The organism is Paenibacillus sp. FSL H8-0317 (assembly GCF_045040685.1).
Classification (GTDB): domain Bacteria; phylum Bacillota; class Bacilli; order Paenibacillales; family Paenibacillaceae; genus Paenibacillus.
The window spans coordinates 3,790,844-3,805,406 of the sequence record NZ_CP150294.1 but is presented as its reverse complement, the minus strand read 5'-3'; the positions used below and the strand labels follow the sequence as shown (position 1 = coordinate 3,805,406).

Sequence of the window (14,563 nt, the reverse complement as noted above, 5' to 3'; positions counted from 1 at the left end):
GCATCCATGAGTATGTTTGTATATTGAACAGAATGTCTTAGAGAAATATTAAGCGCTCCACTGGCATAAAGCTGGTGGAGCTTTTTTGGTTAATGACAACGTTTCTTGATGCAAAGTAATTTCTACATTCGGTTTGAGTGCACTGGTACCACAAATGATCACATTCTCCTGCGTATATGTATATACAAGTTTAGTGTTAGTCTTCATTTTCCTCTTCAATATTACGATAAATATTAAGGGGTTATATGAATAACCATATTTACTTTATTACATCCAAGGGGGAACAGGATTTGAGAAAGACTTACCAAAAAAAGATGGATTTAAGATTCAAACTGTATTTGATTATTCTGGTTCCGCTACTGGCCATGGGCGGTCTAATTATGTGGGCCACTATCGACTCCAGTGAAAATGCATCATTAATGACCATGCAGCATAACAATCAGCAGCTGGCTGTGAATACCGCCTCTCAACTTGGTCAGGAATCGGAATTAATTAAGACATTATCTTCTACTGTTTCAGAGGAGAGCAAGGAATATAAAAGTCTTAGGGACGAACTCGTTAAAGTTAGGCTTCAATCGGGAGCCTTGTATGTTTATATGTATAACAAAACTTCGGACGGGTGGATCTACACCGTGGATGGAGCGGATTGGAATGATACAGAGTATAGTCCTTACGGCACTGCAATGGAATTCAATCCCCAGATTCAGGAACGCTTATTACGCGGTGAAGTTGTCACAACAGGCATTGTAGATGATCCAACCTGGGGACAGCTATTGTCCTCCTTTACACCAATCAAGGATTCGCAAGGTACTGTCATTGGCTATCTGGGCGTTGATATTTCTGCTGGAGCAGTGAATCAAGTCTCCGCGACATCTGTGAATAATGCTTATCAGACCATAATCCCGATTTTTGTGGTTGTACTGATTCTTTCTTTGGTCATGATGTTATTCGTAGTAAGAGGCATTCTCAGACAAGTACGCGATATTAAGTCAAGCCTCGAACAGGTTGCTGATGGGAATCTCAAAGTCGTATCCACACATATGACCAATGATCAACTCGGTGACATCAGTGATTTGATTAACATCATGGTTGCCCAATTGACGAACATTCTGATGGGAATACAGCAAGGATCAAATACGTTACAGCATTCATCCAAAGATATTTCGGAAACCGCTCAGACGAACCAGCGTCAGAGCGAAGAACTTTCCAGAGCGATTGAGGAGATTGCCATGGGTTCAATGAAACAGGCTGAAGAGACAGAACACTCCGTCCAGCACTCAGAGAATCTCGGCAAAATAATGGATGAAGTAGGTTCATATGTGAAACAGTTTACTTATACTTCAGAGCAGCTATCTTCTGTCCAAGTACAAGTTACACGTGAACATGAGGTTCTGCTTGAGAAAGGCCGAGAGAATGCCAAGCGTGTTGAGCATCAACAGGACATTTCCAGGTCTCTGACGACTCAATCCGAACTAGCTTCCTCTATTAGCGGTCAAATTCACAACATTTTAAAACAAACTCAAATACTATCCCTGAATGCTTCAATTGAAGCAGCCCGAGCTGGAGAAGCAGGTAAAGGCTTTGCAGTCGTTGCTGGTGAAATGGGACAGCTCGTTCAACAATCCGAACGTTCGATCCAGGAGATTGATGAGATCCTGAGTTCATTCGTTCAAGAGATACATCGTATGGGTAGTCATTTTGATGCGAATATGGTAGCAGTTAAGGAACAGGAGAAACAGATCGCTGATTGCCTCCAGGCATTTAGACAGGTTAGCCGCTTATCGACCGAAGTGCATGAGTTGGCTCAGAGTTTGGACAGCCGGACAATGGATATGCACTCTATTCGTCAGGAGTTGGAACAGAACCTCAGTTATATTGCTTCCGCAACCGAGGAAACTTCAGCCATGGCCGAAGAAGTCACGGCTAGTGCTGTGGAACAGCAACGGTCGGCGAGCGAACTGTCGAACATCTCCGGGGAACTCGCTGGTCTTGCAGGGGACCTCAAATCATATTCCGATCAATTTCAGATCGAAGTCCGTAAATCAGGTCCATAATAAAAAGACGGGTGTAACCAAAGTTATTAACGACAAAATGACAATGGTAATTTATGAGAAACACCTATAGAGGAATAGCCAATGGATTAAGTTAACCGCCTTTTAATGGGCGGTTAACTTTTGGTATGAGCTCCCAAGCCCAGCTACTTCATAAATAAGGCACTAAAAATAAGAACATCCTGCAAGAAATGAATCGTCAGCGCCCAGAAGAATCCTTTCGTTTCTAACATCGATTTGGCTAAAAACCATCCGATAAACGCTGCCATAATTACACCTGCTATCCCGCCTGGATGTCCAAAATAATGAACGGCGCCAAAGATTGCAGCCGCCAGTCCTTGAGCTACATACGAAGACAAACCATATTTACCTACAACGGCAACAAATGAAAACCGAAAGATGATTTCTTCAGAAAAAGCATTCATTAGTGCAAACACAAGGATGAGGACAACACCGGGATACAGCTCCAGTCTTACGCTTTCGCCGTGCACCACTTGGAAGTAGATAACGACAGATGTTACCAACGTAATGATGACCGCAAAATTTAGACCTAAGTGTTTCCATGTCTCTTTTTCTTTCGGCTTAATGCCGATCCACGGTTCGGGCCGAATTTTTCCATCTCGCTTTTTCAGATTTAAATACCTAAGTCCCCCCTTACCTGCCAACCCGTATACAATGCCAATCACAATAACAGCTAATAACAACACCGTAATTTGATAACTAATCTCCAGGTTGTATTCATCGCTGTCGAAGACCTTTAATGGGAGAAGCGGACTACTTCTAAACCATAACAGGAGAGGTGCGCAGGCAACCACCACGATCGTGATCAATAGGATGGGAATGAGGGTGGATCGTTTTTTATTCATTTTATTCTCCCTTGTTTGGATGACTTAAGGTTTCCAGCGCATGCTGACACCATTCCGTAGTCATCCGAAGATATCTCTCCCCATAGTCCAGGGTTAACAACCAGAGCTGGGCTTGCTTGCTTTTCCCTTTAGGAACACTCGCTTTAATTCCTGCCAACATCGTGATGAGCTGTTCGTTAGCTGTTAATTCCTCTTCAAGAAAAGTGATGAGTTGCGGGATATGACGTTCATCGGAGACAAAAAGCTTCATCAGCAGTTCGTTTCTCATTACGGGTTCTTCAGGTGGCAGAGCCAGCCAGGAATCAAGTTGGTCACATCCTTGCTCTGTAATGCCGTAGACAATTTTACGTCTCCCCGTCTTCGCTTCTTCTATCACCGAAACTGAGCCTTCTAACTGCAATTGTTTGATACTCTTATGAATATGTCCATACGATTCGTTCCAAAAAAGGCCGATGCTCTCCTTCGAAAACTTAACAAGCTCATATGCGCTCATGGGCTTCACACGAAGCAAGCCGAGAATCGCAAAGTGGGTGGTATTGATTCTTTTCATATGCCCTCCCATTCAAAATATATCTTTGAGATATATACAATTAGCATATTACTCCATTAGGATGAAGATTACAATTCATTTTTAGATATCTTTCATTCTGTTCTACAATACAAAAAGGAGTGATTACCGTAAGGTAACACCCCTTCCTATCTATAATAATGCAATATGCCTCAAATCATTTTTGAGTGCTGCTTAAACCTTTTAATTCCATGCCTCTTGTAAAAAACACAATTCCAATTGCAGCAAAGGTTACGTAATTACTTATCTTGGCTATTACTTCTTCATCATCCTCATAATTGATCCAGAACAAAAGAACGAATGGTGATACTATCATTAACACTTTCATAGCTAACATAAATACATAATGAATTCTTTGCTTACGCAAATTGCCTTCTTGTGAGGTTATTCTAAGGCTAACCTTAGAAGAGTCATAGATCGTTATTAATAGTGCGATGATGCTTGAATATGCCGTTATTTTCAAACCAATCTCAATCCATGGAACAAATGCTGCAACGGCGATACCCAGATAAATCCCAGCAGCTAAGTAAAAAAGGTTAATCTTAATCTTTCTGTGCAAAATCCCTCGCTCCTATCATATCACCTGTATATTTTACCATCATTATACAACAATAAGTATTTGTTTACCTTTGTTTTATGAAACATCGCAGACAAAAGGTCGAGTTCGTTTACAGAGATTTTCATCGCTCAAAGACTTCATTTTAGCTCCTCTTTTTTCGATATATTAGGTACAGATTTAATTTAAATTTTAACTATCAGGTTCTGAGTTAGATCTGTACATTGACATACTTAGGGGGAACTGAAGTGAAAACAAAGATAGGATCCATTCTAAAAATGAGAACGTTAAGGGCTAAGTTAGTTTCTTTGTGCTTGGTTATACTTATCGTGCCCACAATCGTAATAGGGTTCAGTTCTTATACCGTTTCAAAAAATGAAATGAATGAATCCGGCAAGGCCGCACTTGAAAATAGTGTCCGAATGGTCATTGGTATGATTAATCTCCTCAACGAGCAGGTAGAGAATGGAAGTTTAACATTGGAGCAAGCGCAGGAAAAGCTCCGCGTAGAACTGCTCGGTGAAAAGAATGCAGATAATAAGCGGCCTGTAAAAAGTGAATATACTGTAGGGGAAACAGGATATCCATGGGCTGTTGGCAAAGATGCACATTCCGTAATGAATCCTTCAAATGAAGGTCAGGATTTGACAGATGTCGTTACAGAAGATGGCGTATATTTGGGAAAAGAGCTCGTTAATGTTGGAACAGCCGGAGGCGGATTTGTCACCTACAAGTGGGCTCTACCGGATACAGGTGAGGTAGAAACGAAAGTTTCATATGTTGAAATGGACCCGCATTGGGGATGGATCATCGGTTCGGGTGCCTACTTAAGTGAGTTTAACAGTGGTGCCACACAAGTATTGTATCTTGTTCTTATAATTATGGCTGTGGCGGTTGTTCTTGGTTCCATTATCGTTAGCATCATCTCAGGACGCCTAACGAAGCCGATCCTTATGGTCGCTAAGCGATTGAAATCCGTTGCGGACGGTGACCTAACCGTTGAAGAAGTTAAGATGAAGTCCAAAGATGAGATCGGTGAGCTTTCACAGGACTTTAATCATATGATTAAAAACATGAGAACGCTTATTAGTCAAGTCGATCTCTCTACCAAGCAGGTAGCCTCATCTTCCAAAGAGTTGACTCTTGGTGCGGAGCACACCAGTCAGGCAACTGAGAATATCACCATTTCCATCCAAGAATCTGCAGCCGGTGCACAAGAGCAACAAATGATGCTTCAACGGACAACCAACTCACTCGAGGAAATATCGATCGGGATCCAGCGAATTGCGGAAAGCTCATCAACCATTGCCGATTCTTCTGTTGATGCGATGGAACTCGCGAACATAGGTGGTACAGCCGTAGAGCATACGGCGAAGCAAATGAATCTGATCAACAAGTCGGTTAATGAAACGGATGTAGTTATGAGAATGCTAGATGAACGTAGCCAGCAGATCGGTACGATGCTCATTGCAATTACGGATATTGCGAAGCAGACGAATCTTCTTGCTTTGAACGCTTCGATTGAGGCAGCCCGTGCAGGCGAAGAAGGACGCGGTTTCTCCGTAGTAGCTGCTGAAGTGAGAAAACTTGCTGAACAATCGAACCAGTCATCCGGGCAGATTTCTACGTTGATTCAAGATATGCGTACAGATATCGAACAATCGCTCAAAACGTTGAATCGAGTTAAACAGGACGTTGACTCCGGCATACAGATTGCTAATGAGACGGAACAACAGTTTAACAAAATCGTAGAGTCTACCAACTTTATCGCCCAACAAACGGAGGAACTTGCCAGCGTTACACAGCAGATCACGGCAAGCGTCCAAGAAATCACAGCGGGCCAGGAGCAAGTCTCCAATCTAGCACTTCAAGCTGCAGACAACTCCCAAAATATAGCTGCTTCTTCAGAAGAACAACTGGCTTCCATGGAGCAAATCACGAGTTTATCCACAACCTTGCAGGAAATGTCTCAAAAGTTAGAGCGTTTGACGATTCAATTTAAATATTAATTATGATTCTTCCAGGTCAAAAAAAGCAGCCGACCCCTTATACTTTGGTCGGCTGCTTTCTCCTTTTTAATTCACTTTAATCCACGATTATATTGCCCTCAGCAAGCTACACCAATCAAGCTCGCTTATAATTCCAGATCTGCAGCCCGGGCGTTCGCTTCAACCTGATCCGGACTTTTGCATCCTGGAATGACGCAGCTAACGGCTGGATGCTTCAGACACCAGGCAAGGGCCCACGAGGCCATGTCGACCCCTTCAGGGACTTCGTTCTTCTGGATTTCACTTACCAGCTGCAGTTTCTCATCGATCTCTTGACGCTCGCGTCCCTTTCTGACATTGTCATTGAACACGGCGCCCGGCTTGTACTTACCGCTCAGATAGCCGCTGGCCAGTGGGACTCTTGCAAGCACACCAAGGTCCTGCTCCTGACATGACGGGAATACCCTCTCCTCGGGCTTCTGGTCCAGACGGTTATATACGACCTGTATTGCCTTCGCGTTTAACTCACTAGCCTTGCTCGTCTGATGCAGATTATCGTTGCTGCCAATGGAGATACCAAGATTTCGAATTTTACCGGCCTGTACCTGCTTGTCCAGCATGGTCCACAGCTCGTCGTTATCAAACGCCTCATCTGATCCGGAATGGAACTGATACAAATCGATATAATCTGTTCTTAGGGCTTTCAGGGATTCTTCCAGTTGTACACGGATCTGATCCACACTCCAGGCATTGGTCCAGTGATCATGCCATTGATGACCAAACTTCGATGCGATCACCCAATCCTCACGCCGGTCACGGGACATAAAATCCCCGATAAAGTTTTCCGACATATGGTGAGGTCCGTAACATTCCGCTGTATCAATCAAATTAATACCAAGCTCTTTGGCACGGTAAAGAATATCATCGACTTCCTTCTGGGTATAGTCTTTACCCCAGTCCCCGCCAAACTGCCAGGTGCCCACACCTACGACGGATACATCCAGCTCGGTTTTGCCCAATCTTCTGTACTTCATGCTACTCACCTCGAGGTTTAATATGTTGGTCAATTGACCGAATGGAACAATAAGTATTCAATTTACGATAACGCTTTCATAATAAAGGATAATTAACAAATTTTCAATCTGAGGTATGCTCGTCGGTATACGCAGGAAGAACCCTCTCAAATTTAAAGGTTGACTTAATGTATCCCCTTTAAAGAAAAATGACTTGGCTTCACTCGTTTCACGCCCTCCGCTGGCTGAAGGCATAACAAATAAAGCCCCTTAGAAATTCATTGGATAAGCGGCACTGATTCCAATACCTTTTCTAAGGGGTCCACTTGCTCGATGTCAGAAATTAGAGAGTGAATTCTCTGTTTGCTTCATTGGATACCTGTAGGAACATCAGATTTATACTTTTCGCTTAATCCAACAATAGTTTCAAACGGTCGCAACACCAGCGGCAGCAAGCCATTCTCATAGTTGGTAAGCCAGATCTCTGAGAAGTTGAGGCCAAGCTCATCTTCCTCAAGCTCCACCATGTGTTCAGTAAGATTGATTACTACCAGCACCTGTTGGTCTGCCAGTGTACGTGTATATGCATATACACTCGGATGATCCGGCATATGAAGCTCATAAATACCATAAGTCAACGTATCGTGCTCTTTTCGCAGCTGAATCATTTGTTTATAAAATTGAAGAATGGAACGTGGTTCCTGAAGTTGTTTCTCTACATTAATATGGATGTAATTGTCATTCACTTTCAGCCATGGCGTACCACTGGTAAACCCTGCCTCTTTGGCCTTAGACCATTGCATCGGCGTTCTGGAATTATCGCGACTCGAAGCCCAGATGATGTTCATGATCTCCTCATGTGACATCCCCTCTTCACGTTTGATCTGATATAAATTCCGATCCGCTATGTCGTTATAATCCTCTATGGAAGGGAATGCCACGTTTGTCATGCCGATCTCTTGCCCCTGATATATGAATGGAGTGCCTTGCATGAAAAAGTACATGGCTCCAAGTGCTGTAGCACTTTCATACCAATATTCTGTATCATTTCCCCAAGTTGAAACTTTACGAGGCTGATCATGATTTTCAATAAATAAAGCATTCCAGCCGACGCCTTCCAGTGATTTTTGCCACTTGGTCAAGACGTTTTTCAGTTTGGGAACATCCAGTTGCCTGTCTGTGCTGTTTTTCCAAAGGTCCAGATGTTCGAATTGAAAGACCATATTAAATTTCCCTCTGACTTCACAGATCCAATCCAGCAGATCTTCTTGGTCCTCTACCTTTACTCCATTTGCTTCCCCAACAGTCACGACGTCATATCTGGATAATGTGTTCTCTTTCATTTCTTGCAGATAACTCTGGATTCCCTTGACATTCATATGCTTTTCAAAAGAGGAGATGTACTTGACGCCTTCTCTTATTGGCATGTCCAAGAGGCCCTCTTCTTTGTGAATATGGCTGATGGCATCCACACGGAAACCATCAATACCTTTATCCAGCCACCAATTCATCATTTCATATATGGATTTCCGAACTTCCTGATTTGCCCAATTCAAGTCTGGTTGTTTTTTGGAGAATAGATGGAGATAGTACTGTCCGGAGACTTCATCATATTCCCAAGCAGAACCGCCAAAGATGCTCTCCCAGTTATTTGGTTCATCTCCATTCTTCCCATCTCTCCAGATGTACCAATCCCGTTTGGGGTTATCCAGCGAAGCTCTGGATTCAATAAACCACGGGTGTTCGTCACTTGTATGATTAATCACCAAGTCCATAATGAGTTTCATGCCGCGGTGATGCACTTCATTCAGTAATTGATCAAAGTCCGCCATCGTGCCGAATTCATCCATAATGGAACAGTAATTGCTGATGTCATACCCATTATCGTCGTTGGGTGACTTATACATCGGACAGATCCATATCAGATCAATACCGAGATCTTGAATATAATCCAGTTTTGAGATGATCCCCTTAATGTCACCAACCCCATCTCCGTTGGAATCCATAAAACTTCTCGGATAGATTTGATAAGCTACTGCCTCTTTCCACCATACTCTTTTCATTGAATACAATCCTTCTTTCTTGAGAACTGAACATCATATAACGTATTATGCTTTAATTATGAATAACGTACATTCTTGCTTCATATGGACGTAATTCACTCTCCGAGAGTTCACCTGTATAGTTAGCTATCAAAAGCTGATGGGACCCTGTCAATTGCTCCTGAAGCGGGAGTTCAGTCGTATATCCTTTGAAATTGCATAACACAAGAATTGTAGTACCATTCAGCGTACGGGTGTATGCAAACACGTCTGGGTTCTCTGGAAAGATCAGCTTATAATCACCATATACGATGACTTCATGATCTTTTCGTAATTGAATTAACTTCCGGTAATAATGGAATATGGATTCAGGGTCATTCAAACTTTCCTCTGCATGGATATACGTATAATTTGGATTTACCTTAATCCAAGGTTCCCCTCGTGTAAAACCAGCGTTATCGGAACTATCCCATTGCATAGGTGTGCGTGCATTATCACGTCCCTTGGCGTAGATCGACTCCATCACGCTTTGTTCAGGATAACCTTTCCCCATTCTTTCCTTATAAAAATTGAGCAATTCAATATCCCGATAATCCTCGATCGAATATTGAACATTCGTCATCCCCAGCTCTTCACCTTGATATATGTAAGGCGTACCTTGCATGCCATGAAGAAGGGTCGCCAACATTTTAGCCGATTCAACTCTGAATTCTCCATCATTTCCCCAACGTGACACGATACGTGGCAAATCGTGGTTGTTCCAGAATAGACTGTTCCAGGCATCACCCTTAAGCTCCGTTTGCCACTTGGACAGCACTTTTTTTAATGCCATCACATCCAAAGGTTTAAGATCCCACTTTCCTTTGCCATCTTGTTCATCCAAACTGATGTGTTCAAATTGGAATACCATTGAAAACTCACTGCCGTCTGGATTGCTGTACAGTTTGGCGATTTCCGGAGTGGCGCCCCATGTTTCTCCAACCGTAAGCAGGTCTTCTGCTTTTTGAAACGTCTCCTTGCTCAGTTCCCTGATGTATTTATGCAGATTAGGTCCGTTTCCCGTAATCTTCAAATCCGGTTCTTTACCGATTAAGTCGATCACATCAAGTCGAAAACCACCCACACCCTTTTCGATCCACCAATTGATCATGTTGTATATTTCCTGCCGGACTTTGGGGTTTTCCCAGTTGAGATCTGGCTGTTTTACGGAAAATAGATGCAAATAATATTGCCCGATCTCAGGCACCCATTCCCAGGCTGAACCACCGAAGGTGGACCCCAAGTCGTTCGGAGGTATTCCTTCCACGCCATCTCTCCAGACGTAGTAGTCATGGTACGGATTGTCTTTACCTTTTTTGGCTTCTTGGAACCAGGGGTGTTCATCCGAGGTATGGTTCAACACCAAGTCCATAATGATCCGAATGTCACGTTTCTTGGCTTCAAGAATTAACGTTTCCATATCTTCCAAAGACCCAAACATCGGATCGATGTCCTGATAATCTGAAATATCATATCCGTAATCATCTTGAGGGGACTTGCAGACAGGTGATAACCAGATCGCACCAATGCCGAGTTGCTGCAAATAATCCAATCGGGACACAATGCCCTCCAAGTCTCCGATTCCATCACCGTTTCGATCTTGAAAGCTGCGTGGATATATTTGATATACCACAGTTTCTTTCCACCATTTTTTATTTTCCATGTTCCATTCAACCTTTCTAAGGTTATTCTTTGACCGATCCTACAACAATGCCAGTCACAAAGTATTTTTGCAGCAAGGGATAAATCAGTAATAGCGGGATAACAGCAACTACGATTTTGGCTGCGTTCAGGTTTTTATTCGAAATTTCAGTCAGGTTGCTGAGTTCGCTGGAATTCGTGCCGGCTTGAAGCAAATCGGCAATATTCACATTAAGGGACTGAATATAGGTCATTAGCGGGTAATTGCTGACTTTGGTCATATAGATCAAACCACTGAAGAAGTCATTCCATGTACCGACGATACTGAACAAGGCGACTGTCGCCAGCGCAGGAATGGACACAGGCACATACACTTTGAACAAGACCTGAATGGGATTTGCTCCATCGATGAACGCTGCTTCTTCAAGCGCTCTAGGTACAGCAGAGAAGAAATTCATCACAAGGATGACACTGAATATGGGGACAGCGCCTGGCAGAACCAGTGCCCATATCGTATTCAGCATGTCCAGGTTTTTGATCAACAGGTAACTCGGAATCATGCCTCCGCTGAACAACATGGCAAAAATCATGATATTCATATAAATGTTTCTGCCTTTGAAATCCCTCTTCGATTTGGATAACGGATAAGCCATCAAAATAATCAAAATCATGTTAAGCACAAGGGTGAGCGCGACACGCAGAACAGATATGCCAAAGGAACGCCAGAACTGTGCATCATCAATAATTTTGGTATAAGCCGCTGTTGTAAAATTGACCGGAACGAGACCTACAGCATTCGCGGATACCGCCTCGCTGCTGCTGAATGAAATGGCGACGATATTCCATAACGGAAGAAGGCAGACCAATGCCAGCATGATGACGATGGCATAGATGACAAACCGGCCAATTCGATCTTTGAAGTTTGAAGAATAGGACACAGGTTTGGCCTCCTTAGAATATTTTTCGATCCGTATATTTTTTGGCCAACTGGTTGGCAGACAAGAGCAACACAATGCCGATTACGGACTTGAACAAACCAACAGCTGTACCGAAGCTATACTGTCGTCCAACGAGACCGATCCGATAAACATAGGTATCCAGAATGTCGCCTGACTCGTAGACAACCGGGTTATACAGATTATAGACTTGGTCGAAACCGGCGCTCAAAATGTTGGTCAGACTCATTACGCCCATGAGCAGAATAATAGGTAGCATGCCTGGCAATGTAATATGCCACACTTTTCTCCACCAACTGGCTCCATCCATTCCTGCCGCTTCATACAGACCGGGATCAATCGATGTGATCGCAGCCAGATAAACGATGGAACTGTAACCAAACTCTTTCCATACGTCTGTACCGATAATCAGTGGCTGGAACCAGGTGTTGCTGCCAAGGAAATTAATATTTTCGAGGCCAAAAAACGCCAACATTTGATTCACAATGCCATCCAGACTGAACATGTTGACAACAACGGATGCCAGTACAACCCAGGATAGAAAGTGTGGCAGATAAACAATCGTCTGCACGGATTTTTTAACGTATTTGATACGAATTTCATTTAATAAAACGGAAAAAATGATGGCCATCATCGTTCCAAGCAGAATCTTGCCAATCGCAATCACCAACGTATTGCTGACGACCTGCGCGATATCCGGCAGCTTGAACATATACATAAAATGCTTCAAGCCTACAAATTCAGAGCCGAACATGCCCTTGGCCGGTATATAGTCCTGAAACGCTGTAATGATACCGACCATTGGAACATAGCTGAATACAAGCAAAAACAAAATGCCCGGAATCATCATCATATGGTACATGGCACCTGGGCCGAGCCGCCCTCGCGCTTTCAAATTCCCCTGTTTCATGGATGAACCCCTTTCGTTGAAGAAAGGCTGCGTATCGCAGCCCTTCCACTGTTCATGGATATTATTGTTTCGATGCGATCTCGTCTTCAATTTCCTGAATGACTTGATCACCACCCTGTTTTTTCCAGTTGCTCACGAATGTATCGAAGTAATCGAGCGGTTCTGAACCCGTTATGATTTTGATAAACGATTCCTGTTCCAACTTCGTCAGATTGGCCCACGTCTGTTTCATGCTTGGTGTAGTGCCAGAGAAAGCAGGTGTCATCCATACAAATTTGCTTTCTTGTGTCAGTTTGTCGATTAGTCCCACTCCGTTGATCCGCGAATGATATTTTGACCAAGCAGTCACATCATCCGTATCCATGTCGCTCAAATAGGTTTTGATGCTTCCGATATTGTTCTTCGATTCGGTAGTGCGAACCTCATCCAGGGAAATCTCTCCTTTGATTCCTCGAACAACATCAGAGTAATCATCCAGCAGCGATGTAGCCGAGTTGACTTCGATATTAAAAGGTCTCGTAGATCCGTCTACCCCGGTCTCCTGATATTTGGCAGCTTCCGGCATGGTTGTTGCGGCATCTTTATCATTGGCCAGTTTATCGTAGAACAGGTTTACAATCTTAACGGCCAGTTCAGGGTGTTCATAACCCTTTCTCACCACGATAAACTGATTGGATGGATTGGCATGCGCCACGTTGACCTTGCCGTCTGCATCTTCCAGCGTATAAGCCGAGAATTTCGCATTTTTATCCATCTGTTTTGCACTGATCAGTCCCCAGTCAGGGATATGCCACGGTCCAAAGGCAATACCGCTTTGGCCATTGGCGTAGAGTGCGGTAATATCATCAAACGTGCGGGTTCCGAATTGCGGGTCGATAATACCATTCTTGAACCAATCCGCCATGGTACCCAGCATTTTCTTCGTTTCTTCTGTTGTGGAACCATACACGATTTTGCCGTCTTCACCATTCATCCAATATTGCGGGAAGGCTCCCTCGGTTGAGGCCACACCCAGCATCGTATAAGCAGAGCCATTATAATCTGTTGTATTCATCGTGTTCACAAATGGAATGCCTACCGGGTTTCCGGATTGGCCAGGATCTCTTTTCAGGAATTCCAGCGCTGTTTGCTCCACTTCATTCAGTGAAATGGCGCCATCTCCGTCTGCATCAAGTTGAATCCCCAGCAGATCCAACCAATCTTGACGGACCCAAACCATCGTTGGTGCGGAATCCAGGGAAGTCGCCGGAAGGCCCATCAAACGTCCATCGATTGTTGCATTGTCTAATGCCCGTCCATCATAGGAATCGTACATCTGCTTGATGTTATCTGTGGCATATTGATCGTAAATGGACGTCAGATCCTCAATCAGGTCATTATCCACCAATTCTTTCAGTTCGTCTTTGGAATCGACGCGCATCATGTCAGGCAATTCCCCGGATGCGATGGCGAGTGAAACTTGACGGCTATAATCTTCGCCATTGGCTTCAAATTGATCTGTAATCTTGGCGTTAAACGTGTCTTTGACCAGCCGGGTATACGCATTATTCTCATAGGTATCTCCAGCCGGCAGTTTTGGGTTGGCTGTGGTTACTCGTCCCATGGTTACGGTGATTTCGTCTTTATAGGCACTGAACGGATCTCCCGGCGTCACCTCATATTTGCCTGCTTCCTCTGCAGTAGGAGGATTGGAAGAGTCTCCACATGCCGCTAGGGCTGCAACCATCAAGGCAGACATGGACAGCACAGCGAGACGCTTCGTCAACCGGTTGCTTTTCATAGACCATTTTGTTCTCATCTAGTTCGATTCCCCTTTATTCTGATGTTCAATATATTTGTTTGCGCTTTCATTATAAAATGAAGTGGAGGCTAATCGAGATAGGGATAACACGTCCGTTTGGATAGAGAAATGGTTACAGTTTTCAGTCTGTAT

11 protein-coding genes are annotated in these 14,563 nt (G+C 43.7%); 2 read left to right on the top strand and 9 right to left on the bottom strand.

What is annotated here, in order from left to right:
* Window positions 1-290: 290 nt before the first annotated feature.
* Window positions 291-2,054 (top strand): methyl-accepting chemotaxis protein, encoded by a 1,764-nt coding sequence (locus MHB43_RS16920; RefSeq protein ID WP_405117563.1) that lies wholly within the window; start codon window positions 291-293, stop codon window positions 2,052-2,054.
* A gap of 143 nt (window positions 2,055-2,197) precedes the next feature.
* On the opposite strand, the gene MHB43_RS16915 is transcribed toward MHB43_RS16920, so the two are convergent.
* The 3 genes from MHB43_RS16915 to MHB43_RS16905 all read right to left on the bottom strand — a co-directional run bounded on the left by MHB43_RS16915 (window position 2,198) and on the right by MHB43_RS16905 (window position 4,044).
* Complete coding sequence (locus MHB43_RS16915) at window positions 2,198-2,917, bottom strand: CPBP family intramembrane glutamic endopeptidase (RefSeq protein ID WP_339176750.1); 720 nt, start codon at window positions 2,915-2,917, stop codon at window positions 2,198-2,200.
* Between the two features lies 1 nt (window position 2,918).
* Complete coding sequence (locus MHB43_RS16910) at window positions 2,919-3,467, bottom strand: PadR family transcriptional regulator (protein ID WP_221821331.1); 549 nt, start codon at window positions 3,465-3,467, stop codon at window positions 2,919-2,921.
* 175 nt (window positions 3,468-3,642) lie between these two features.
* A complete protein-coding gene (locus MHB43_RS16905) occupies window positions 3,643-4,044 on the bottom strand; it encodes a hypothetical protein (RefSeq protein WP_221821329.1) in 402 nt (133 codons plus the stop codon).
* A gap of 245 nt (window positions 4,045-4,289) precedes the next feature.
* Between MHB43_RS16905 and MHB43_RS16900 the strand changes: the two genes are divergently transcribed.
* The gene (locus MHB43_RS16900; RefSeq protein ID WP_339176746.1) at window positions 4,290-6,050 is read left to right on the top strand and encodes a methyl-accepting chemotaxis protein; all 1,761 of its coding nucleotides are present in this window, start codon (window positions 4,290-4,292) and stop codon (window positions 6,048-6,050) included.
* A 125-nt stretch (window positions 6,051-6,175) separates the two neighbouring features.
* On the opposite strand, the gene MHB43_RS16895 is transcribed toward MHB43_RS16900, so the two are convergent.
* From MHB43_RS16895 to MHB43_RS16870, 6 genes are all read right to left on the bottom strand, one after another.
* Complete coding sequence (locus tag MHB43_RS16895; RefSeq protein WP_339176745.1) at window positions 6,176-7,063, bottom strand: aldo/keto reductase; 888 nt, start codon at window positions 7,061-7,063, stop codon at window positions 6,176-6,178.
* 347 nt (window positions 7,064-7,410) lie between these two features.
* Window positions 7,411-9,105 carry an alpha-glucosidase gene (locus MHB43_RS16890; protein ID WP_339176744.1) on the bottom strand — a complete coding sequence of 565 codons (1,695 nt, stop codon included), beginning with the start codon at window positions 9,103-9,105 and terminating at the stop codon, window positions 7,411-7,413.
* 52 nt (window positions 9,106-9,157) lie between these two features.
* Window positions 9,158-10,786, bottom strand: a complete 1,629-nt coding sequence (locus tag MHB43_RS16885; protein WP_339176743.1) for an alpha-glucosidase — start codon at window positions 10,784-10,786, stop codon at window positions 9,158-9,160.
* A gap of 22 nt (window positions 10,787-10,808) precedes the next feature.
* Window positions 10,809-11,702 carry a carbohydrate ABC transporter permease gene (locus MHB43_RS16880; protein WP_339176742.1) on the bottom strand — a complete coding sequence of 298 codons (894 nt, stop codon included), beginning with the start codon at window positions 11,700-11,702 and terminating at the stop codon, window positions 10,809-10,811.
* A 13-nt stretch (window positions 11,703-11,715) separates the two neighbouring features.
* Window positions 11,716-12,630: a sugar ABC transporter permease gene (locus MHB43_RS16875; RefSeq protein ID WP_076253174.1), complete on the bottom strand. Its 915-nt coding sequence runs from the start codon at window positions 12,628-12,630 to the stop codon at window positions 11,716-11,718.
* Window positions 12,631-12,691: 61 nt separating this feature from the next.
* Window positions 12,692-14,428 (bottom strand): sugar ABC transporter substrate-binding protein, encoded by a 1,737-nt coding sequence (locus MHB43_RS16870; protein ID WP_339176741.1) that lies wholly within the window; start codon window positions 14,426-14,428, stop codon window positions 12,692-12,694.
* Between the last annotated feature and the right edge of the window lie 135 nt (window positions 14,429-14,563).

Coding starts and splice junctions, on each gene's coding strand:
- MHB43_RS16910 (WP_221821331.1), bottom strand. CDS start 3,467: ATGAAAAGAATCAATACCACCCACTTTGCGATTCTCGGCTTGCTTCGT.
- MHB43_RS16890 (WP_339176744.1), bottom strand. CDS start 9,105: ATGAAAAGAGTATGGTGGAAAGAGGCAGTAGCTTATCAAATCTATCCG.
- MHB43_RS16875 (WP_076253174.1), bottom strand. CDS start 12,630: ATGAAACAGGGGAATTTGAAAGCGCGAGGGCGGCTCGGCCCAGGTGCC.
- MHB43_RS16915 (WP_339176750.1), bottom strand. CDS start 2,917: ATGAATAAAAAACGATCCACCCTCATTCCCATCCTATTGATCACGATC.
- MHB43_RS16885 (WP_339176743.1), bottom strand. CDS start 10,786: ATGGAAAATAAAAAATGGTGGAAAGAAACTGTGGTATATCAAATATAT.
- MHB43_RS16870 (WP_339176741.1), bottom strand. CDS start 14,428: ATGAGAACAAAATGGTCTATGAAAAGCAACCGGTTGACGAAGCGTCTC.
- MHB43_RS16895 (WP_339176745.1), bottom strand. CDS start 7,063: ATGAAGTACAGAAGATTGGGCAAAACCGAGCTGGATGTATCCGTCGTA.